This is a genomic window from Streptomyces mexicanus (genome assembly GCF_902506575.1).
Taxonomy (GTDB): Bacteria; Actinomycetota; Actinomycetes; order Streptomycetales; family Streptomycetaceae; genus Streptomyces; species Streptomyces mexicanus.
On record NZ_LR732544.1, the window covers coordinates 6,325,547 to 6,344,855 of the forward strand.

Genomic DNA, 19,309 nt, shown 5'->3' on the forward strand with positions numbered 1-19,309 from the left:
CCCGCGGCTGGTGGCACTCTCCATGGCCGCCCCCCGTAGTGATGCGTCGGACTGGAACCAGTGTTGCCCCGCGCGCCTGTTTCCGCAGGGATTTCGCGGTACCGCTTCTCACCGGTAGGAGACGCGTCACCCGCGTGAGCGGTTCAGCGCGACGCACCGTCCTCCGGGATGGTTCGCGGTGGTCCGTCGCAGGGCTCGCGAGGGCTTCCCGTGTGGTCCGCGGGGACCAGGTGGGGTGGTCCCGGAGGACCGGGCGGGGATGGCCACGGGGGTCAGGCGGGGGGACGCGGAGGGTTCCGCATCAGGTACGCGCACGCGTCGGAGGCGAACCGTGAGTCGACCTCGCATCGTGATCGTCGGTGCCGGGTTCGCCGGCTACCGCACGGCCCGGACCCTGGCCCGGATGTCCCGGAACAAGGCCGACATCACCCTGCTGAACCCGACCGACTACTTCCTGTACCTGCCGCTGCTGCCCCAGGTCGCCGTCGGCATCCTGGAGCCGCGCCGGGTCGCCGTCTCCCTCTCGGGCACCCTGCCCGGGGTGCGGCTCGTCCTCGGCGAGGCCCACGGCCTCGACATGGACGCGCGGCGCGTGCGCTACACCGACCCGGAGGGCGGCGAGGGCACCCTGGCGTACGACCGGCTCGTGCTGGCCGTCGGCAGCGTCAACAAGCTGCTGCCGATCCCCGGCGTGGCCGAGCACGCGCACGGCTTCCGCGGCCTGCCCGAGGCGCTGTACCTGCGCGACCACGTCGCCCGCCAGATGGAGCTGGCCGCCACCGAGGACGACCGCGACCGGTGCGCGGCCCGCTGCACCTTCGTCGTCGTGGGCGCCGGCTACACCGGCACCGAGGTCGCCGCGCACGGCAAGATGTACACCGACGCCCAGGTGCGCGGCCATCCGCTGCCCCAGGGCCTGCGACCGCGCTGGCTGCTGCTGGACGTCGCCTCCCGCGTGCTGCCCGAGATGGACGAACGGCTCTCGCGCACCGCGGACCGCGCACTGCGGCAGCGGGGCGTGGAGGTGCGCATGGGCACCTCCGTGAAGGAGGCCACGCACGACGGGGTGCTGCTGACGGACGGCGAGTTCCTGCCGACCCGGACGCTGGTGTGGTGCGTGGGCGTACGGCCCGACCCGCTGGTGGAGAGCACCGGGCAGCCGCTGGAGCGCGGACGGCTCGTCGTGGACCCGTATCTGCAGGTGCCGGGGCGGCCCGAGGTGTTCGCCTGCGGCGACGCGGCAGCCGTGCCCGACCTGGACCAGCCGGGGAAGTACACCCCGATGACCGCCCAGCACGCCTGGCGGCAGGGAAGGGTCGCCGCGGTCAACGTCGCCGCCTCGCTCGGTGTCTGCGCACGCCACCCCTACCGCCACCGGAACCTGGGGTTCGTGGTGGACCTCGGCGGCGCCCGGGCCGCCGCCGATCCCTTCGGCGTGCCGCTGTCCGGCCCGGTGGCCGGCGCGGTCACCCGCGGGTACCACCTGGCGGCGATGCCCGGCAACCGGGTGCGGGTGGCCGCGGACTGGCTGCTGAACGCCGTACTGCCGCGCCAGGCCGTCCAGTTGGGACTCGTACGGTCCTGGTCGGTGCCGCTGGACACGGCGTCGCCGGAGCTGGCGCGGACGCCGGGCCGGCCGGAGCGCGAAACGGGCGCGGGCGGCCGGTCCGGTGCGGGTGAGGGGTCGGGCGCGGGTGGTGGGTCCGGCGCGGGCGGTGAGCGCTCCGAGCCGGTGCACGAAGGGATCACGGAGATCATCGACAACACGGAGAAGGCCCAGCTGGCGGGCGCGGAGCCGCCCCCGCACCCCGCGGACCGGGAACTGGCCGACAGCCGGCCACCGGAACCGGGGCCCGCGACGAGCCGGCCGGGCGAGCCCGCCCCCGATCACCCCGGCGGGGAACCCGCCAGGAATCAGCCCGGCGCCGAACCGGCCCGGAACCAGCCCGGCGGGGAGCCCGCTCGCAATCAGCCCGGTGGCGAACCGGCCCGGAACCAGCCCGGCGGGGAACCCGCCCGGAACCAGCCGGCCCCCGAGCGGCCGGCGCAGTCCCCCGGGACGGAGCCGGGGCGGGTGCCCCACGAGCATCATCCGGCGCCGGGTCCGGTCAGGCGTGAGGACATCCCTGCGGAAGGAGACACATGAACACCGACGAACTCGTCGCACTCGGACAGCAGTTGCGCGTGGACAGCGTACGGGCCGCCGCCGCGGCCGGCTCCGGGCACCCGACGTCGTCCATGTCCGCCGCCGACCTGATGGCCGTCCTGTTCGCCCACCACCTGCGCTACGACTTCGACCGGCCCGACCACCCCGGCAACGACCGCTTCGTGCTGTCCAAGGGGCACGCCTCCCCGCTGCTGTACTCCGCTTACAAGGCGGCCGGCGCCCTGGACGACGAGGAACTGCTCGGCTTCCGCAAGCTGGGCAGCCGCCTGGAGGGCCACCCCACGCCGCAGCGGCTGCCGTGGGTGGAGACGGCCACCGGCTCGCTCGGGCAGGGCCTGCCCATCGGGGTCGGCATCGCGCTGGCCGGCAAGCGCCTGGACCGCGCCGACTACCGGGTGTGGGTGCTGTGCGGGGACAGCGAGATGGCCGAGGGCTCGATCTGGGAGGCAGCCGAGCACGCCGGGTACGAGCACCTGGACAACCTGACCGTCATCGTGGACGTCAACCGGCTCGGCCAGCGCGGTCCCACCCGGCACGGCCACGACCTGGACGCCTACGCCCGCCGCTTCCGCGCCTTCGACTGGCACACGATCGAGATCGACGGCCACGACGTGGACGCGATCGACCGCGCCTACGGCGAGGCGATCTCCACCACCGGGCAGCCCACCGCGATCATCGCCCGCACCCTGAAGGGCAAGGGCGTGCACGACACCGAGGACCGCGAGGGACTGCACGGCAAGCCGCTGAAGGACGCCGACGAGGCGATCGAGGAACTCGGCGGCGTCCGGGACATCCGGGTGCGCGTGCACGAGCCGCCGTCCGTGCGCCCGCTGCACGCCGGGGGCGCCGGCACGCTGGAGCTGCCCCGCTGGGACAAGGGCGAACAGGTCGCCACCCGCGACGCCTACGGCCGCGCGCTGACCGCGCTGGGCACCGCACGGGGCGACGTGGTGGCCCTGGACGGCGAGGTCGGCGACTCCACCCGCTCGGAGCTGTTCGCCAAGGAGCACCCCGACCGCTTCTTCGAGTGCTACATCGCCGAGCAGCAGATGATCGCCACGGCGGTCGGTTTCGCGCGGCGCGGCTGGGTGCCGTACGCCTCCACGTTCGCCGCGTTCCTCACCCGGGCCTACGATTTCGTCCGCATGGCGTCCATCAGCGGCTCCGGCATCAACCTCAACGGCTCGCACGCGGGCGTGGCGATCGGGCAGGACGGGCCCAGCCAGATGGGGCTGGAGGACCTGGCCATGATGCGGGCCGTCCACGGATCCACGGTGCTCTACCCCAGCGACGCCAACCAGACCGCCAAGCTCCTCGCCGAGACGGCCGACCTCGACGGCATCCGCTATCTGCGCACCTCGCGCGGCGCCACCCCGGTGATCTACGGCCCGGACGAGGAGTTCCCGGTCGGCGGCAGCAAGGTGCTGCGCTCCTCCGGCGACGACCGCCTCACGATCGTCGCCGCGGGCGTCACCCTGCACGAGGCGCTGGCCGCCGCCGACGCCCTCGCCGAGGAGGACATTCCGGTGCGGGTGATCGACCTGTACTCGGTCAAGCCCGTGGACCGGGCCACGCTGCGCCGGGCCGCCGAGGACACCGGCTGCCTGCTCACCGTGGAGGACCACCGCGAGGAGGGCGGCCTCGGGGACGCGGTCCTCGACGCCTTCCTCGACGGGCGGCCGGTGCCGCGCCTGGTCCGGCTCGCCGTCCGCACGATGCCCGGTTCGGCCTCGCCCGCCGAGCAGCTGCACGCGGCGGGCATCGACGCCGAGTCGATCGCCGCGTCCGCCCGGCTGCTGGTGGAAGAGGCGGTGGTGCCGTGAGCGGCGGACCGGGCGGCGATCCGCGCACGGTACGGGCCGGCCGGCGCACCGTACGGGTGCACCGGCCGGACAAGGTCCTCTTCCCCGGCAGCCGCGACGGCGACGGCGGTGGCGACGTGAGCGACGGGGGCAGGGACAACGGGGACGGAGCCGGTGGCGGCGGTGTCCCCGAGCGGGCGAAGGAGTACACCAAGGGCGACCTGGTCGCGTACTACCGCTCCGTCGCGCCGTACATGCTGCCGCACCTGCGCGGCCGCCCGCTGATGCTGGAGCGGCACCCGGACGGCCTGGACGGCCCGGTCTTCATGCAGAAGAACACCCCGGAGAGCTACCCGGACTGGATCACCCGGGCCGAGGTCCCCAAGGAGGGCGGCACGGTCCTGCACACCGTCTGCGACGACACCGCCACCCTGGTGCACCTCGCCGACCAGGCGTGCCTGACCCTGCACCGCTGGCTGTCGCGCACCCGGCACCTCGACCGCCCCGACCGGCTGGTCTTCGACCTCGACCCCGCGGGCGACGATTTCGGGGCCGTGCGCACGGCCGCGCACGCGCTGCACGCCCTGCTCGACGAGCTGCGCCTGCCCTGCGCGCCGATGACCACCGGCTCGCGCGGAGTGCACGTGATCGTGCCCCTGGACGGCCGTGACGGCTTCGACGAGGTCCGCGGCTTCGCCCGGGACGTCGCCGAGGCCCTGGCCGCCCGCCACCCCGACCGGCTGACCACGGCCCCGCGCAAGAAGGACCGGGGCGACCGCCTCTACCTCGACGTGCAGCGCAACGGCTACGCGCAGACCGCCGTCGCCCCCTACAGCGTCCGGGCCCGGCCCGGCGCTCCCGTCGCCGTGCCGCTGTCCTGGGACCAGCTCGACGATCCCCGGACCACGGCGCGCCGCTGGACCCTCGCCGACGCCGTCGACCAGGCCCGCACCGAGCCGTGGGCGGACCTGCCCGCGCGTGGACGCTCCCTGGGACCGGCCCGCCGCCGGCTGGACGCGATGGCGGATTGACGGACTGACGGACGTCTCCGCCCGCGAAGGTTTGGCCAAGGGACCTGCGGCCACACGGAGAGGGGAGAGGTGGCCATGTCGAACACATCGAACAACCACACATCCGACCCGCAAGCTTCACAACAGAAGACCCCGTCGTCCCGCCAGTCGCAGCAGTCACCTACGGACAGCGACAGCAGCGCGACGCAGCGCCGTATGAGCCCCGTGGAGGTGCTGCGCGAGGCGCGGGCCCAACTGGCGGAACTGACCGGCATGTCCGTGGAGACCGTCACCTCCTTCGAGCGCACGGAGGACGGGTGGTCCCTGGAGGTCGAGGTCCTCGAACTCGCCCGCGTGCCCGACACCATGAGCCTGATGGCGAGCTACGAGGTCGAGCTGGACCCCGAGGGACTGCTCACCGGCTACCGGCGGCTGCGCCGCTACGAGCGCGGCAGGGCCGACGGACACCGTTCCGGCGGCCGCTAGGCGGCCCGGAACACCCAACGGCACACCCGGACACGCAGGCACAGAACACACCGACACACAGAACACCGAAACCCAGAACACACCGACACACAGAACACCTCGACCCACAGAACACACCGACACACGCACCACACACAGAGAGATCGGCACAGCACACCAAGACCGACAGCATTTTCTGTATCCCGACACAGACAAGGAGGCGCGGTCGGCATGACCGTGGTCCCGGCACAGACGGGCGGTGGAGGCGGCAGCAGCGGCCTGTACGACGTCCTGGAACTCGTCCTCGACAGGGGGCTGGTGATCGACGCGTTCGTGAGGGTGTCCCTGGTCGGCATCGAGATCTTGAAGATCGACGTACGCGTCGTCGTCGCCAGCGTCGACACCTATCTGCGCTTCGCCGAAGCCTGCAACCGGCTGGATCTGGAGGCCGGCCCCCGCAAGAGCCCGGGTCTGCCCGACCTGGTCGGTGAGATCACCGAGTCCGGTGCGCGTGGCAAGTCCAAGGGCGCGCTGTCCGGCGCGGCCCAGACCATCTCCGAGGCGTTCAAGCAGGGCCGCGCGGAGAGCTCGGGTGAGGCCGAGTCCCGGCCGCGTCCGCGCAAGGCCACCTCGGCGCGACGGAAGGAGGAGCAGGAGTGAGCACGTACGTCTACGGCATCACGGCCGCCTCGCACCCCGCGCCGACCGAGGGCATGGCCGGCGCCGGCGCCCCGCCGCGGCCCGTGCGCGTCCTGCGGGCGGGCAACCTCGCGGCCGTCGTCAGCGACGCGCCCGAGGGGCTGCGCCCCAAACGCAGGGACCTGCTCGCACACCAGAACGTGCTCAGCGAGATCGGTGCCGCGGGCTGCGTGCTGCCCCTGCGGTTCGGCAGCGTCGCGCCCGACGACGACACCGTCCTCGGCGTGCTGACCGAGCGCGCCGCGCACTACGAGGAGCGCCTGGGCGCGCTGGACGGCAAGGTCGAGTACAACGTCAAGGCCCATCACGTCGAGGATGCCGTGCTGCACCGCGTGATGGCCGAGAACTCCGAGATCCGCGCCCTGGCCGAGGCCAACCGGCAGGCGGGCGGCGGCAGCTACGACGACAAGATCCGGCTCGGCGAGATGGTCGCGGCCGCCGTCAAGGCCCGCGAGGCCGAGGACGCGGAACTGGTCGTGCGCGCGCTGGAGCCCGAGGCCGCCGCGGTGAGCGTCGGCCCGGAGTCGACCGGCTGGCTGGCCAACGTCTCGTTCCTGGTGGCCCGGGACACGGCGGGGCGGTTCCTGGCGTGCGTCGAGCCGGCCCGCAAGGACCTGCCCCATCTGGAGCTGCGCGTCAACGGGCCGCTGCCGCCCTACAGCTTCGTCGAGCCCGGCCCGGCCGAGCCGGCGGGCACCGCGGCGGGGGCCGACGCGGGAACGGGGTGAGCCATGGGGCTGATCTCGGAGGTGCTGCTGCTGCCGTTCGCCCCGGCACGCGGCAGCGCCTGGGCGATTCGTCAGGTGCTGCGCGAGGCGGAACGCATCTATTACGACCCCGCCACCGTACGGGCCGAACTCGCGCAGCTCGAGCAGCGTTTGGAGGCGGGAGAGATCACCGAGGAGGAGTTCGACCGACAGGAGGACGAACTCCTGGACCGGCTGGAGACCGGCATGCGCGGTGGCGCGGGGACAGGTGAGGGGACGGCACCATGAATCGGACGGCACTGGGCCTCGCGGTGGGCGCGGGGTACCTGTTGGGACGCACACGGAAGCTGAAGGCGGCCGTCGCCGTGGGCAGTCTCGTCGCGGGCAAGAAGCTGAACCTGAGCCCGCGCGCGGTGGCGGAGCTGGTCAACCGGCAGCTCAAGGACAATCCGCAGGTCAAGGAGCTGGGTGACCAGCTGCGCCAGGATCTGCGGGGGGCCGGGAAGGCGGCCTCCGGTGCGATGGTCGAGCGGCAGATGACCGCGCTCGCGGACCGGCTCCACGACCGTACGTCGCGGGTCCGCGACCAGCTGTCCGGCGCGGTACCGGCCGGCGGCGGCAAGGGTGCGGAGGACCGCGGCGACGACAACGGCGGGAGCGGCGAGAGCGGCAAGAAGGGCCGCAGCGGCGCGAACCAGGACGAGTACGAGGACCGGGAGGGCCGCGAGGCGGAGGAGGAAGCCGAATCCGAGGAGGACGGGGAGCCGGGGGCGCGAGGCCCCGGCAAGAAGGCCACGGCGAAGAAGGCCGCGAAGAAGGCGCCGTCCCTCGGACCGGCCAAGAAGGCCGCGAAGAAGGCCACGGCGCAGCAGGCGCCGGCCAAGAAGGCGGCGAAGAAAGCGCCCGCCGGCAAGACGGCGGCGAAGAAGACCGCGGGCCGCGACGCGGCCGCGAAGAAGACGACGGAGGCGGGCGGCGCGGCCCGCGCAGCCCGCTCCCGCCTGCCGAAGGGCGGCGGTGACCGATGACCGAGACCCTGGGTTCCGTGACCTCCGCCGCCGGTCGGGCGGCGGGCGGCGCGGCGAAGGACAACCCGCTGACCGGACTGGCCCGCAGCGAGGCCGCCGACCGGCTCAAGGCGGAGGCGCAGGACTTCCTGACCGCCCAGGCCGAGCGGCTGCTCGCCGGCTTCGGCCGCAAGCTCGGCGAGACCACGGGCAAGCTCAACGACATCGCCGAGGGCAACAGCCCCGGCCTCGGCAAACTCGCCCTGGACGCCGGCCGCAAGATCGCCGAGGGCAAGGGCCCGATGCGCACCGCGCTGGAACTGGGCACCTCGCACGCCAAGGACCGCGTCATGGGCGCGCTGAAGAACCTCGGTGGCGGCAAGGGCGGCAAACGCAAGAGCGGCTCGGGCCACAAGCCCACCGTCATCATCGAGTCCATCGACGTGGGGGTGCCCGTGCGCACCGCCTACGACCAGTGGACCCGGTTCCAGGACTTCAGCTCCTTCGCCCACGGCGTCAAGAGCGCGAGCCGCGCCGACGACACCCACTCCGACTGGCAGGCGAAGATCTTCCTCTCCAGCCGCAGCTGGAAGGCCACGACGACCGAGCAGATCCCCGACTACCGCATCCAGTGGACCTCGGAGGGCGCCAAGGGCACCACGAAGGGCGTCGTCTCCTTCCACGAGCTGGAGGAGAACCTCACCCGGGTGCTGCTGGTCATGGAGTACTACCCGAGCGGCCTGTTCGAGAAGACCGGCAACATCTGGCGGGCCCAGGGCCGCCGGGCCCGGCTCGACCTGAAGCACTTCGCCCGCTTCATCACCCTCAAGGGCGAGGCGGACGAGGGCTGGCGCGGCGAGATCCGCGAGAGCGAGGTCGTCCGCAGCCATGAGGACGCGGTCGCGGAGGAGGAGCGCGAGCAGTCCGAGCAGGAGCCGGAGGAGTCCGAGGAGGAAGCCTCCTACGAGGGCGAGGAAGAGCCTTCCGGCGAGGAAGAGGAAGAGCCCTCCGGCGAGGAAGAGGAAGAGCCTTCCGGTGAGGAAGAGGAAGGCGAGGAGGAAGAGGAAGAGGAGCCTTCCGACGAGGAGGACGAGGAAGAAGAGGAAGAAGAGGAAGAGGAACCTTACGGCGAGGAAGAAGAAGAGGAAGAGGAAGAGGAAGAGGAAGGCGAAGGCCCGCGGGGCGAGTCCGACGAGGAGTATCCCGAGGACGAGTACGAGGACGAGGAAGAAGAGGAAGCGGACGAGTACGAGCACGCCGAGGGCGGGGGCCGCCGATGACGACGCCGAGCAGGCTGCCCGAACCCTACGGTCCGAGCAGCGGCGCCAATCTCGCCGACATCCTCGAACGCGTCCTCGACAAGGGTGTCGTCATCGCCGGTGACATCCGGATCAACCTGCTCGACATCGAACTGCTCACCATCAAGCTCCGGCTCGTCGTGGCCTCGGTCGACAAGGCCAAGGAGATGGGCATCGACTGGTGGGAGAGCGATCCCGCGCTCTCCTCCAAGGCCCGCCGCGACGAACTCGCCCGGGAGAACGCCGAGCTGCGCGAGCGGCTGGCGCGCCTGGAGGACCTGGCGCAGGGCACGCTGGACCAGGGCACGGCCCGTACCGGCCGGACGCTTCCCAAGGAGGCACCATGACGGGACTGCGGTACGTCTACGCCGTCTGCCGCCCCCTCGGCGCGCCCCTCCAGGCGCAGCTGACGGGGGTGGCGGGCGCGCCGGTCAAGCAACTGCCCCACCAGGGGCTGATCGCCGTCGTCAGCGAGGTCCCCGAACGCGACTTCGCCGAAGAACCGCTGCGCGCGCACCTGGAGGACCTGGACTGGCTCGCCGCGACCGCTCGCGCCCACCAAGGGGTGATCGACGCGCTCACGGTGGTCACCACCCCGCTGCCGCTGCGCCTGGCCACCGTCTTCCGGGACGACAGCGCCGTGCGCTGCATGATGCAGGCCAAGGAGGAGCACTTCCGCTCCACCCTTCAGCGGCTGGAGGGCCGCGTGGAGTGGGGTGTGAAGGTGTACCTGGAGACCGAGCCCGCCGAGGCGACCGCCGCCGCGCCGCCCACCGGGAAGGCCGCCTCCGGCCGGGACTATCTGCGCCGGCGCCGGCAGCAGACCCGGGCGCACGAGGACCTGTGGCAGCGCGCCGAGGCGTTCGCCACCCAACTGCACGAGAAACTGTCCGCGCTCGCCGAGGACTCCCGGCTGCACGCGCCGCAGACCGCGGTGCTCTCCGGGGCCGCAGGACGCAACGTGCTCAACGCCGCGTATCTGGTGCCCCGGGCACGGTCCGAGGAGTTCGTGGAGGTCGTGGACCGCACCAAGGACGACGCCCCCGGGCTGCGCGTGGAACTCACCGGGCCGTGGGCGGCGTACTCCTTCGTCGGCGAACTGCCGGGGGAGGAGGCATGACGGTCGTCGAACGCCGCGAGATAGCCCTGGTGGACCTCCTGGACCGGCTGCTGGCCGGCGGAGTCGTCATCACCGGGGACGTCACCTTGCGGATCGCGGACGTCGACCTGGTCCGCATCGACCTGAACGCGCTGATCAGCTCGGTGAACGCCCAGGTGCCCTCACCGTTCGACATCCCTGCAAGCATCCCTGGGGCGATCACCCCGAGCACCCCCCGGACCGAGGAGTCGCCGTGACCCCGCGCAAGCGCCTGGAACTGGAGCCCGACACGGTCGAACGCGACCTGGTCAAGCTCGTCCTCACCGTCGTGGAGCTGCTGCGCCAGCTCATGGAACGGCAGGCGCTGCGTCGCTTCGACGTGGGCGACCTCACCGAGGAACAGGAGGAGCGGATCGGCCTGACGCTGATGCTCCTGGAGGACCGCATGGCCGAGCTGCGCGACCGCTACGGCCTGCGGCCCGAGGACCTCAACCTGGACCTCGGGCCGCTGGGACCGTTGCTTCCCCGGGAATGACCCCCCCGCGGCTCCCTCGGAACGACACCGCCGGGGGCCGACGGGAACGGCAGCGGCCGCTACCAGCGGTACCAGCGGCCCCGGCCGCCACCGCCCGCGTGCGCGCCGCGGAACAGGAAGCCCAGCAGCCACACCACGAACACCGCGAGCGCGACCCACCACAGGACCTTCACGGCGAAGCCGATCCCGAACAGAATCACTGCCAGAAGCAGAACGAGCAGGATGGGAACCATAGCGCGACCTCCTGCCCCCCGAGTTTCCCGCCTCCGGGAAATCAGGCCTGCTTACGGCACAGGATCTCGCCGTGCAGGACGGCGAACCACCCGTCCCGCGCGGCCCCCCACTCCCGCCACGCCCGCGACACGGCCCGCAGCCGCTCCTCACTCGCGTGCCCGCCGCCGACCGCGCGCTCGGCGTACGCGGAGGCCAGGGTGCGCTCGGCCCACAGCTCGCTCCACCACTCCCGCTCGGCGTCCGTGGCGTACGTCCACGTGCTGGACGTCGCGGTGACGTCCTGGAACCCCGCCGCCAGCGCCCAGGACCGCAGCCGGCGGCCCGCGTCCGGCTCGCCACCGTTGGCGCGGGCCACCCGCCGGTACAGCTCCAGCCAGTCGTCCAGCCCCGATACCTGCGGATACCAGGTCATCGCCGCGTAGTCGGCGTCCCGGACGGCGACGAACCCGCCCGGCCTGGTCACCCGCCACATCTCCCGCAGCGCGCCCACCGGGTCACCCACGTGCTGGAGCACCTGGTGGGCGTGGACCACGCAGAACGTGTCGTCCGGGTAGGCGAGCGCGTGCACGTCCGCCACCGCGAAGTCGATGTTGTCCAGGCCCCGCGCGGCGGCCGTGGCGCGGGCCTGCTCCAGTACGCCCGGCGCCCGGTCCACGCCCGTGACGTGCCCGTCGGGCACCAGTTCCGCCAGGTCGGCGGTGATGGTGCCCGGGCCGCAGCCGATGTCCAGGATCTTCATGTGGGGCTTGAGCGAGCCGATCAGGTAGGCCGCCGAATTAGCGGCGGTGCGCCAGGTGTGCGAGCGCAGCACGGACTCGTGGTGTCCGTGGGTGTAGACGGCGGTCTCCCGTGCGTGCGGCATGGCGGTACCCCTTCTCGTCGCCTCGTCCCGCCGGGGCCGTGGACCCCGGGGCGTAGGGATCACGGTACGCGCGAGAGCCGCATGGTGAGACCCGCGTATTGCCATCTGGACTGACGGGTAGTCAGGAACCGGTCGGCCGTCCCGCTCCCGAGGCGGGCAGCGGGCGGTACACCCGCAGGGCCACGGGCAGCTTCTCCAGCCACACCTCGCCCTCCGCCTCCGTGACCTCGCCGTCGTAGGCGAGGAGCGTGCCGGGCGCCACGCCGGTCAGGTGCAGCCGGCCCACCTGGACCGCGGCGTGGGCGGGGGACCGGGTCAGCGGGCCGGCGACGGCCGCGGACAGCAGCCGCAGCGCCGGCCGGCGCCCTCCGTGCACCACCCGCACATCGAGCACCCCGTCGGCCAGATCCAGCCGGCGGCCCGGCGTGAGCGCCGTGCGGTGGTAGGTGCCGTTGCCCGCGAACAGCAGCCACAGCGGCCGGCGCCGCCCCTGGAACTCCGCCTCCAGCGGATGGCGGTCCGCGCGCAGCACCCGCAGCGCCGCCAGCACCCCGGCCGGCCAGCCGCCGATCCGGCCCGCCCAGCGCTCCCGCTCGCGCACCAGCTCCGGGTACACGCCCAGGCTGAAGGTGTTCAGGAAGACGCCCCGCCGCCCCCCGGAGACGAACCGGCCCACGTCCACGCGCACGCCCTCGCCGCGCTCCAGGGCCCGGCCCAGGGCCCGTGCGTCCTCCACGCCCAGGTCGTAGGCGAAGTGGTTCAGCGTGCCGCCGGGCAGCACCGCGAGCGGCAGTCCGTGGCGCAGCGCGGCCTCGGCGGCGGCGTTCACCGTGCCGTCGCCGCCGCACACCCCGAGCACGACGGCCCGGCCGGCCGCCTTGTCCAGCTCGGCCGGCACGTCCTGCGGCGCGCACTCGACGACCTCCGCCCGCGGCAGCACGTCCCGCAGCGCCTGGACGCGCTCGGCGGTGCCCGAGCCGTGGTTGGCCACCAGCACCAGGCCCTCGCCCTCGGGCAGCGCCGGCAGCTCCGTCTGCGGCCGGGCCGGCGGTGTCAGCTGCGCGCGTGTGGGCACCAGGCCCCGCACGGCGAACGCGGCGCCCACGCCGAGGGCCGCGCCCGCCAGCACATCGCTCGGGAAGTGCACGCCGGTGTACACCCGTGAGACCGCCACGGACACGGCGAGCGGAGCCACCGCCGCGCCCCAGGCGGGGGACTCCAGCGCGACACCGGCCGCGAAGGCGGCGGCCGAGGCGGCGTGCCCGGACGGGAACGACGTGGTGATCGGCTGCCGGCTCAGCCGGCGCACGGCGGGCACCGGGTCCAGAGCGGGCCGCGGCCGGCGCACCGACCGCTTGCCGAGCGTGTTGATGGTCAGCGAGGCCAGCGCCAGGGAGGCCAGGCCCCGCACCGCGGCACGGCGGGCGCGCGGCGTACGGGTGGCGGCCACCGCGGCGGCCGCCGCGCACCACAGCACGCCGGGGTCGGCGCTGCGGCTCAGCCGGGGCAGCACGGGCCCGGCGGCGGGCCAGTGCCGTTCGGCCGCGGCCTCGAACAGCCGGCAGTCCAGGGCGAGCAGCCGTTTCAGAACCGTTTTGTGGGCGTCGGGCGGGGCGGTGAGGTCGATGTCTGGGCTCATACAGGCACCGTTACCCTGAAGTGGCCGTTTCCTGTGTGCGGGTCCGCGGCGCCCCCGGTGCGTGCGCCGCCGGGCGGCACGGCCGGCCGTACGCGGGGCGGCCCGCCCTGCCCCCTGCCGTCCCGGGAACGAGCTCGTATGCGCCTGATCCTCGTACGCCACGGCGAGACCCCCTCCAACGTGGTCTCCCGCCTGGACACCGCCGTCCCCGGACCGGGCCTGACCGACCTGGGGCGGCGACAGGCCGCCGCCCTGCCCGCCGCGCTCGCCGAGGAGGACATCGAGGCGGTCTACGCCTCCACCCTGGTGCGCCCCCAGCTCACCGCCGCCCCGCTGGCCGCCGCCCGCGGACTCGACGTCATCGTCCGCGACGGCATCCGCGAGGTGTCCGCCGGCGACCTGGAGGGCGAGGCCGGCGACTCCGAGCGCGGCCGGCTGTACCTGCGCACCGTCCTGTCCTGGGCCGCGGGCGACCTCGACCTGCGGATGCCGGGACCCGGCGGCGAGAGCGGCGCCGAGGCACTGGCCCGCTACGACGCCGTCGTCGCCGAGGCCGCCGCCGGCGGCGCGGAGACCGTCGCCATGGTCAGCCACGGCGCGGCCATCCGGCTGTGGACCGCCGTGCGCGCCCACAACCTCGACGCCGACTTCGCCGCCGCCCATCCGCTGCGCAACACCGGCGTGGTGATCCTCGACGGCTCGCCCGCCGACGGCTTCAAGGCCCTGTCCTGGGCCGGCGCGGTCGTGGCACCCGCGGGCGAGGGCGGCCCGGCGGGGCGGGCCGCCGACGGCCCGACCCCGTCATAAGGCTCCGCGCGGACCCGCGTGACCGCCGGCGGGCGATGAAGGCGATAAACCGTTTGCGGGGGTCCGCGCACGGCCACCACAATCTCCGCCCATGGGACATCTGGAGGCCGCGCACCTGGAGTACCACCTCGCCGACGGCAGGACGCTCCTCGGCGATGTGTCCTTCCGGGTGGGCGAGGGCGCCGCAGTGGCCCTCGTCGGGCCCAACGGGGCCGGCAAGACGACGCTGCTGCGCCTGATCTCCGGCGAGCTGAAGCCGCACGGCGGCACCGTCACGGTCGGCGGCGGCCTCGGCGTCATGCGGCAGTTCATCGGGTCCGTGCGCGACGAGACCACCGTGCGCGACCTGCTGGTCTCCGTCGCGCCACCGCGCGTGCGGCACGCCGCGCAGGCCGTCGACGCCGCCGAGGACGCCCTGCTGACCCACGACGACGAGGCCGCCCAGCTGCGGTACGCGCAGGCGCTCGCCGACTGGGCCGAGGCCCGCGGCTACGAGGCCGAGACCCTGTGGGACATGTGCACCACGGCCGCCCTCGGCCTGCCCTACGACAAGGCCCGCTGGCGGCAGGTGCGCACCCTGTCCGGCGGCGAGCAGAAACGCCTGGTCCTGGAGGCCCTGCTGCGCGGCACCGACGAGGTGCTGCTGCTGGACGAGCCGGACAACTACCTCGACGTGCCCGGCAAACGCTGGCTGGAGGAGCGGCTGCGGGAGACCCGCAAGACCGTCCTGTTCGTCTCCCACGACCGCGAACTCCTCGCCCGCGCCGCCGACCGGATCGTGTCCCTGGAGCCCGGCCCGGCCGGCGCCGACGCCTGGGTGCACGGCGGCGGCTTCGCCACCTACCACCAGGCCCGCCGCGAGCGCTTCGCCCGCTTCGAGGAACTGCGCCGACGCTGGGACGAGAAGCACGCCCAGCTCAAGCGGCTCGTACGGGACCTGCAGCAGTACGCCGCCCGCAGCGACGTGATGGCTTCCCGCTACCAGGCCGCGCAGACCCGGCTGCGCAAGTTCGAGGAGGCCGGGCCGCCGCCCGAGCCGCCCCGCGAGCAGGACATCCGGATGCGGCTCACGGGCGGCCGCACCGGCATGCGCGCGCTCACCTGCGCGGGCCTGGAGCTGACGGGCCTGATGAAACCCTTCGACCTGGAGGTCTTCTACGGCGAACGGGTGGCCGTCCTCGGCTCCAACGGCTCCGGCAAGTCCCACTTCCTGCGCCTGCTGGCCGGCGAGGACGTACCGCACACCGGCACCTGGAAGCTGGGCGCCCGCGTGGTCCCCGGGCACTTCGCCCAGACCCACGCCCACCCCGAACTGCGGGGCCGCACCCTGCTGGACATCCTGTGGACCGAGCACGCCCAGGACCGGGGCGCCGCCATGAGCAGGCTGCGCCGCTACGAGCTGACCGCCCAGGCCGAGCAGACCTTCGACCGCCTCTCCGGCGGCCAGCAGGCCCGCTTCCAGATCCTGCTGCTGGAACTGTCCGGCGCCACCGCCCTGCTCCTGGACGAGCCCACGGACAACCTGGACCTGGAGTCCGCCGAGGCCCTCCAGGAGGGCCTGGAGTCCTTCGAGGGCACCGTCCTCGCCGTCACCCACGACCGCTGGTTCGCCCGCTCCTTCGACCGCTACCTCGTCTTCGGCAGCGACGGCCGGGTGCGCGAGACCCCGGAACCGGTCTGGGACGAACGACGGGTGGCGCGGGCCCGGTGACGCCGTCCGGCGGCAGGCGACGCGGACCCGGGCAGGGCGCGTGAGAGCCGTCGGACCACCGGTGGCCTGAGCGCAGGCGGACCACCGGTGGGTCGAGCGCAGTCGGACCGTCGGTGGCCTGAGCGCGGACACGGACGAAGGGCGCCCGTGGGCGCCCTTCGCGTCCTGCCCCGCCGTGCGCGGCCCGGCCCGGTCTCACTTCCAGCGCAGGATGGCGCCCAGGCCACCGGCCGGCGTGTCCTGTGCGGCGGGCGCCACCGGGGCCAGCGACAGGGCCGCCGCGTCCGTCATCACCGCCGAACGGATCAGGGCGTCGTCCGCGCGGGCCGGCCAGCACTCCCCCTCGCCGAGGATCTTCAGATCCGAGCGGCGCACCCCCAACCGGTCCGGGTCCTCGCCGATCCACACCTCCCGATGGGCGTCGGCACCCTCCGGGCGGATCAGCAGTTCCTCCAGACGGTGCTCCCGCGCCGCCTCCACCAGCGCGGGCACCCCCTCCACGGCACCCGCCCGGCCGGCGTCGTCGGGCGTGCGGGCCGCCCGGAACCGGTCCAGCTCGTCCTCGACGTGATGGTGCACGTGCTCGGCCCGGATCCGCTCCACGTCCTCGTCCAGCAGCCGGCTGCCCGCGCCGTGCGAGGCGTCCACCACATGCGCGCGCAGCCGCTGCGGCAGCCGTTCGCGCACCTCCCGCCGCTCGCGCTCGTCGCCCACCAGGATCAGCAGGTCGGCCCGCGTCTCCTCCTGGCAGACGCTGAGCGCGTCGGCGATCTCGGCGGCGTTGTGCTCCCAGGTGTTCTCCACCTTCAGCTGGAAGTGTCGCTCGGACCAGTCGACGCTGCTCGTGCGGTGGATCGGCCACTGCTGCCCGACCACCGTGCCCGCCTCGCGGGTGCCCAGCGCGCTGCGCAGCTCGAAGTCCGCGCCCTTGCGGTCGATGTACGCCACGATCGCGACCGGCTCCTCGCCCGCCAGGTCCAGCAGCGGCCCCACGCGCGGCAGCGGCCCCCACTCGGCGCGGCTGCCGCCCTGCGGCGCGCGGGCCAGCCGGGGATCCAGGACGACCGCGCCGTCCCGCGCGAACAGCGCCCGCCCGTGCGGGTCGGGGGAGTGCCCCAGCTCCTCGATCGCGCTCTCCACCGCGCGGCAGGTGGCCTCGTCCGCACCCTGCCGGGCCAGCTCCCGGCTCATCGCCTGCGCCGTCAGATGCAGCTCGTGCGGGGTGTCCTCCGCGTGCCGGGAGGTGTCGACGTAGACGGAGGCCCAGGGGCCCGGGTGTTCGTACAGCGGATGCAGGAAAGCGAGATCCATGGCTCCCTCCCGGAGGCCGTCGGTGGTACTGCTCGCCGGGCGGGTACCCGTACCGCATGAACGAACACGACGAGCGGGACACCACCATGACCGGAGTCGACCCGAGCCGGCTGGACGACCAGCAGCTGATGAAGGAGCTGGAGACGATCCACCGCACCCGTCACGACACCCTGCTGTACGGCTCGAACGACGCGCTGCGGGTCCACAACGAGCGGATGGCGCAGCTGGAGGGCGAGTACCTGCGCCGCAACCCGCGCCGGCCGGTGGCCGCGGGCCGCACCCGCGAGGGAGCCCGGGAACGCAGCTGCGGGGAGTCGGCGACTCCCCGCAGCTGAGATCGTGCGTCGTGGCGCGGCAGGTCAGCCGGCCTGCCGCGCGAAGACATCCAGGAACGCCTCGCAGAACGCCTTCAGATCGTCCGGCTTGCGGCTGGTGACCAGCGTGTTCGGGCCGCCCTCGCAGATCTTCACCTGTTCGTCGACCCAGGTGCCGCCCGCGTTGCGGATGTCCGTCTGCAGGCTCGGCCACGACGTCAGCACCCGGTCGCGTACGACGTCCGCCTCCACCAGCGTCCACGGCGCGTGGCAGATCGCGGCCACCGGCCGGCCCTGCCGGAAGAAGTCGCGGACGAACCCGACGGCCTTGTCGTCCATCCGCAGGAAGTCCGGGTTGGCCACGCCACCGGGCAGCACCAGCGCGCCGAAGGAGTCGGCGGAGGTGTCGCCCACGACCTCGTCGACCGGGAACGTGTCCGCCTTGTCCAGATGGTTGAACGCCTGGATCTCCCCGGACTTCGTCGACACCAGCACGGGCTCGTGTCCGGCGTCCTTCGCCGCCTTCCACGGCTCGGTCAGCTCGACCTGCTCGACGCCTTCGGGGGCGACCAGGAATGCGATGCGCATGAATTCACGTCCTTCGTGTGCTCGTTGCGGAGGCCCTGCCCAGCTCCTGTCCGGGTCCGATCCCGGCCCCGGCTAGGCCCGGTCCTCCCGGGCGGGCCGTTCGGTGTGGGTCAGTTCCCTGGCCAGTTCCTGGACATTGGCGTAGTGCGCCTTGCGGGGCAGTCGCTCCAGCGCCTCCACCAGCGCGTCGGGCGCGTTCTTGCGGCGCAGCACGCGGGCCAGTTCGGCGGGGCCCGCGGGGAAGGCGCTGCGGCCCAGGATCCTGGCCAGTTCCAGGCGGACCGTCTCCAGGGAGGCCCGGGAGGAGCCCGGCGCCACCGGACCGGACCAGACCTCCGGATCGTCCCCGGCGGCCGGCCCCGGGTCGTGCCACTCCTCGGTCCGGGTCGGATGGCCGGACCTGAGCAGCCCCTGCAGCTCGTGCTTCATCTCGTCGTCACGGTGGACACTCAGCCGGTCACTGCCTCGCTGCATGTCTCCCTCCAGATCTCGGGGGTGGCCCCCGCGTCCCCGTGCAGGCCGAGCCGACACCGGCTTTCGGGACCGGATGCGGCGCCGCGGACGTCACCCGTCAGGGCGCCCGGGTACCGCGAATGGGGCCCGGCCGCGCGCGGGCCGCCCGGCCACCGGCTGTGATGGTCCCAGGGCACGAACGCCGTGCCCCCCGAAAGCCGCCCGTCGGCCCGAGGAGTGTCCCGCCATGCGCCCTGCCGTTCACCGTGCCCTGTCCGTCGCCGTCCTCGCCGTCGCCATAGCGGGTCCCGCCGCGCCGGTGTGGGCCGCGGAACCGGACCCGGGGCGGAGTGCCGGGGCGGCGGGCCTGCCGCAGGGGTACGCCGCGGACCCGTCCCTCGCGGGTGGCCCCGGCGCCGGTCTCGCGCAGTCGTACCGGAACCCGGCGCTGCTGGACTCCCTGGAGGGGCGGGCCGGCCAACCGCGGTTGCGTCCCCCCTTCCCTGCGGTCGCGGGCCTCTACGCGTGCCCGACTGTGGTGAACAACGTCGAGTCGATCGCGTCGGTTCCCGCCATCCTGAAAAACGGCAAGGACTGGTTC

Annotated in this window: 22 protein-coding genes and 1 pseudogene; 17 read left to right on the plus strand and 6 right to left on the minus strand. The window is 73.6% G+C overall.

Annotation, left to right across the window (positions count from 1 at the left end; all coding sequences use genetic code 11):
* Positions 1 to 331: 331 nt before the first annotated feature.
* The 13 genes from GV126_RS28230 (at position 332) to GV126_RS28290 (ending at position 10,789) form a co-directional block, all read left to right on the plus strand.
* Positions 332 to 2,146: an NAD(P)/FAD-dependent oxidoreductase gene (locus tag GV126_RS28230; RefSeq protein WP_159672030.1), complete on the plus strand. Its 1,815-nt coding sequence runs from the start codon at positions 332 to 334 to the stop codon at positions 2,144 to 2,146.
* The gene (locus tag GV126_RS28235) at positions 2,143 to 3,990 is read left to right on the plus strand and encodes a transketolase (protein WP_159672032.1); all 1,848 of its coding nucleotides are present in this window, start codon (positions 2,143 to 2,145) and stop codon (positions 3,988 to 3,990) included. The genes GV126_RS28230 and GV126_RS28235 overlap by 4 nt, the downstream gene beginning before the upstream one ends.
* Positions 3,987 to 5,000, plus strand: a complete 1,014-nt coding sequence (gene ligD / locus GV126_RS28240) for a non-homologous end-joining DNA ligase (protein ID WP_159672034.1) — start codon at positions 3,987 to 3,989, stop codon at positions 4,998 to 5,000. Before GV126_RS28235 ends, ligD begins: the two co-directional genes overlap by 4 nt.
* 75 nt (positions 5,001 to 5,075) lie before the next feature.
* A complete protein-coding gene (locus tag GV126_RS28245) occupies positions 5,076 to 5,465 on the plus strand; it encodes a gas vesicle protein GvpO (RefSeq protein WP_159672036.1) in 390 nt (129 codons plus the stop codon).
* 210 nt (positions 5,466 to 5,675) lie between these two features.
* Positions 5,676 to 6,104 carry a gas vesicle structural protein GvpA gene (locus GV126_RS28250; RefSeq protein ID WP_159672037.1) on the plus strand — a complete coding sequence of 143 codons (429 nt, stop codon included), beginning with the start codon at positions 5,676 to 5,678 and terminating at the stop codon, positions 6,102 to 6,104.
* Complete coding sequence (locus GV126_RS28255) at positions 6,101 to 6,871, plus strand: GvpL/GvpF family gas vesicle protein (RefSeq protein ID WP_159672038.1); 771 nt, start codon at positions 6,101 to 6,103, stop codon at positions 6,869 to 6,871. Before GV126_RS28250 ends, GV126_RS28255 begins: the two co-directional genes overlap by 4 nt.
* A 3-nt stretch (positions 6,872 to 6,874) precedes the next feature.
* Positions 6,875 to 7,138 carry a gas vesicle protein GvpG gene (locus GV126_RS28260; RefSeq protein WP_159672040.1) on the plus strand — a complete coding sequence of 88 codons (264 nt, stop codon included), beginning with the start codon at positions 6,875 to 6,877 and terminating at the stop codon, positions 7,136 to 7,138.
* On the plus strand, positions 7,135 to 7,878 hold the full coding sequence (locus GV126_RS28265; RefSeq protein WP_159672042.1) for a PE-PGRS family protein: 744 nt from the start codon (positions 7,135 to 7,137) through the stop codon (positions 7,876 to 7,878). The genes GV126_RS28260 and GV126_RS28265 overlap by 4 nt, the downstream gene beginning before the upstream one ends.
* The gene (locus GV126_RS28270; RefSeq protein WP_159672043.1) at positions 7,875 to 9,137 is read left to right on the plus strand and encodes an SRPBCC family protein; all 1,263 of its coding nucleotides are present in this window, start codon (positions 7,875 to 7,877) and stop codon (positions 9,135 to 9,137) included. Before GV126_RS28265 ends, GV126_RS28270 begins: the two co-directional genes overlap by 4 nt.
* The gene (locus tag GV126_RS28275) at positions 9,134 to 9,502 is read left to right on the plus strand and encodes a gas vesicle protein (RefSeq protein ID WP_159672044.1); all 369 of its coding nucleotides are present in this window, start codon (positions 9,134 to 9,136) and stop codon (positions 9,500 to 9,502) included. Before GV126_RS28270 ends, GV126_RS28275 begins: the two co-directional genes overlap by 4 nt.
* Positions 9,499 to 10,275, plus strand: coding sequence for a GvpL/GvpF family gas vesicle protein (locus GV126_RS28280; RefSeq protein WP_159672046.1), 777 nt, complete (start codon positions 9,499 to 9,501; stop codon positions 10,273 to 10,275). The genes GV126_RS28275 and GV126_RS28280 overlap by 4 nt, the downstream gene beginning before the upstream one ends.
* On the plus strand, positions 10,272 to 10,511 hold the full coding sequence (locus tag GV126_RS28285) for a gas vesicle protein (RefSeq protein ID WP_159672048.1): 240 nt from the start codon (positions 10,272 to 10,274) through the stop codon (positions 10,509 to 10,511). Before GV126_RS28280 ends, GV126_RS28285 begins: the two co-directional genes overlap by 4 nt.
* Complete coding sequence (locus GV126_RS28290) at positions 10,508 to 10,789, plus strand: gas vesicle protein K (RefSeq protein ID WP_028424586.1); 282 nt, start codon at positions 10,508 to 10,510, stop codon at positions 10,787 to 10,789. Before GV126_RS28285 ends, GV126_RS28290 begins: the two co-directional genes overlap by 4 nt.
* 59 nt (positions 10,790 to 10,848) lie before the next feature.
* On the opposite strand, the gene GV126_RS28295 is transcribed toward GV126_RS28290, so the two are convergent.
* The 3 genes from GV126_RS28295 to GV126_RS28305 all read right to left on the minus strand — a co-directional run bounded on the left by GV126_RS28295 (position 10,849) and on the right by GV126_RS28305 (position 13,524).
* Entirely contained in the window at positions 10,849 to 11,022 is a 174-nt protein-coding gene (locus GV126_RS28295; RefSeq protein WP_159672050.1) for a hydrophobic protein, read from the minus strand.
* A 41-nt stretch (positions 11,023 to 11,063) separates the two neighbouring features.
* On the minus strand, positions 11,064 to 11,885 hold the full coding sequence (locus GV126_RS28300) for a class I SAM-dependent methyltransferase (RefSeq protein WP_159672052.1): 822 nt from the start codon (positions 11,883 to 11,885) through the stop codon (positions 11,064 to 11,066).
* Between the two features lie 121 nt (positions 11,886 to 12,006).
* Complete coding sequence (locus GV126_RS28305; protein WP_159672054.1) at positions 12,007 to 13,524, minus strand: bifunctional phosphatase PAP2/diacylglycerol kinase family protein; 1,518 nt, start codon at positions 13,522 to 13,524, stop codon at positions 12,007 to 12,009.
* A gap of 138 nt (positions 13,525 to 13,662) precedes the next feature.
* On the opposite strand from GV126_RS28305, the gene GV126_RS28310 reads away from it, so the two are divergent.
* Both GV126_RS28310 and GV126_RS28315 read left to right on the plus strand, forming a co-directional pair.
* Complete coding sequence (locus GV126_RS28310; protein ID WP_159672056.1) at positions 13,663 to 14,331, plus strand: histidine phosphatase family protein; 669 nt, start codon at positions 13,663 to 13,665, stop codon at positions 14,329 to 14,331.
* 91 nt (positions 14,332 to 14,422) lie between these two features.
* Positions 14,423 to 16,042 carry an ABC-F family ATP-binding cassette domain-containing protein gene (locus tag GV126_RS28315; protein WP_159672058.1) on the plus strand — a complete coding sequence of 540 codons (1,620 nt, stop codon included), beginning with the start codon at positions 14,423 to 14,425 and terminating at the stop codon, positions 16,040 to 16,042.
* Between the two features lie 195 nt (positions 16,043 to 16,237).
* Here the strand turns inward: GV126_RS28315 and GV126_RS28320 are convergent, their stop codons facing one another.
* Positions 16,238 to 17,353 carry a baeRF2 domain-containing protein gene (locus GV126_RS28320; protein WP_159672060.1) on the minus strand — a complete coding sequence of 372 codons (1,116 nt, stop codon included), beginning with the start codon at positions 17,351 to 17,353 and terminating at the stop codon, positions 16,238 to 16,240.
* A 56-nt stretch (positions 17,354 to 17,409) separates the two neighbouring features.
* Between GV126_RS28320 and GV126_RS28325 the strand changes: the two genes are divergently transcribed.
* Entirely contained in the window at positions 17,410 to 17,688 is a 279-nt protein-coding gene (locus GV126_RS28325; protein WP_028424579.1) for a DUF6158 family protein, read from the plus strand.
* Between the two features lie 24 nt (positions 17,689 to 17,712).
* On the opposite strand, the gene GV126_RS28330 is transcribed toward GV126_RS28325, so the two are convergent.
* Both GV126_RS28330 and GV126_RS28335 read right to left on the minus strand, forming a co-directional pair.
* Positions 17,713 to 18,255: a type 1 glutamine amidotransferase domain-containing protein gene (locus GV126_RS28330; RefSeq protein WP_028424578.1), complete on the minus strand. Its 543-nt coding sequence runs from the start codon at positions 18,253 to 18,255 to the stop codon at positions 17,713 to 17,715.
* A 72-nt stretch (positions 18,256 to 18,327) separates the two neighbouring features.
* Positions 18,328 to 18,729, minus strand: a complete 402-nt coding sequence (locus GV126_RS28335) for a DUF2795 domain-containing protein (protein ID WP_159672062.1) — start codon at positions 18,727 to 18,729, stop codon at positions 18,328 to 18,330.
* A 421-nt stretch (positions 18,730 to 19,150) separates the two neighbouring features.
* On the opposite strand from GV126_RS28335, the pseudogene GV126_RS28340 reads away from it, so the two are divergent.
* Positions 19,151 to 19,309 (plus strand): annotated as a pseudogene (locus GV126_RS28340) (NADH-quinone oxidoreductase subunit F); the annotation flags it as partial.

What these genes read in the sequence shown, in the direction of transcription:
- GV126_RS28265 (WP_159672042.1), top strand. Translation starts at nt 7,135, where the DNA reads ATGAATCGGACGGCACTGGGCCTCGCGGTGGGCGCGGGGTACCTGTTG.
- GV126_RS28305 (WP_159672054.1), bottom strand. Translation starts at nt 13,524, where the DNA reads ATGAGCCCAGACATCGACCTCACCGCCCCGCCCGACGCCCACAAAACG.
- GV126_RS28330 (WP_028424578.1), bottom strand. Translation starts at nt 18,255, where the DNA reads ATGCGCATCGCATTCCTGGTCGCCCCCGAAGGCGTCGAGCAGGTCGAG.
- GV126_RS28320 (WP_159672060.1), bottom strand. Translation starts at nt 17,353, where the DNA reads ATGGATCTCGCTTTCCTGCATCCGCTGTACGAACACCCGGGCCCCTGG.
- GV126_RS28245 (WP_159672036.1), top strand. Translation starts at nt 5,076, where the DNA reads ATGTCGAACACATCGAACAACCACACATCCGACCCGCAAGCTTCACAA.
- GV126_RS28275 (WP_159672044.1), top strand. Translation starts at nt 9,134, where the DNA reads ATGACGACGCCGAGCAGGCTGCCCGAACCCTACGGTCCGAGCAGCGGC.
- GV126_RS28260 (WP_159672040.1), top strand. Translation starts at nt 6,875, where the DNA reads ATGGGGCTGATCTCGGAGGTGCTGCTGCTGCCGTTCGCCCCGGCACGC.
- GV126_RS28325 (WP_028424579.1), top strand. Translation starts at nt 17,410, where the DNA reads ATGAACGAACACGACGAGCGGGACACCACCATGACCGGAGTCGACCCG.
- GV126_RS28315 (WP_159672058.1), top strand. Translation starts at nt 14,423, where the DNA reads ATGGGACATCTGGAGGCCGCGCACCTGGAGTACCACCTCGCCGACGGC.
- GV126_RS28310 (WP_159672056.1), top strand. Translation starts at nt 13,663, where the DNA reads ATGCGCCTGATCCTCGTACGCCACGGCGAGACCCCCTCCAACGTGGTC.
- GV126_RS28250 (WP_159672037.1), top strand. Translation starts at nt 5,676, where the DNA reads ATGACCGTGGTCCCGGCACAGACGGGCGGTGGAGGCGGCAGCAGCGGC.
- GV126_RS28300 (WP_159672052.1), bottom strand. Translation starts at nt 11,885, where the DNA reads ATGCCGCACGCACGGGAGACCGCCGTCTACACCCACGGACACCACGAG.
- GV126_RS28295 (WP_159672050.1), bottom strand. Translation starts at nt 11,022, where the DNA reads ATGGTTCCCATCCTGCTCGTTCTGCTTCTGGCAGTGATTCTGTTCGGG.
- GV126_RS28285 (WP_159672048.1), top strand. Translation starts at nt 10,272, where the DNA reads ATGACGGTCGTCGAACGCCGCGAGATAGCCCTGGTGGACCTCCTGGAC.
- GV126_RS28335 (WP_159672062.1), bottom strand. Translation starts at nt 18,729, where the DNA reads ATGCAGCGAGGCAGTGACCGGCTGAGTGTCCACCGTGACGACGAGATG.
- GV126_RS28270 (WP_159672043.1), top strand. Translation starts at nt 7,875, where the DNA reads ATGACCGAGACCCTGGGTTCCGTGACCTCCGCCGCCGGTCGGGCGGCG.
- GV126_RS28280 (WP_159672046.1), top strand. Translation starts at nt 9,499, where the DNA reads ATGACGGGACTGCGGTACGTCTACGCCGTCTGCCGCCCCCTCGGCGCG.
- GV126_RS28235 (WP_159672032.1), top strand. Translation starts at nt 2,143, where the DNA reads ATGAACACCGACGAACTCGTCGCACTCGGACAGCAGTTGCGCGTGGAC.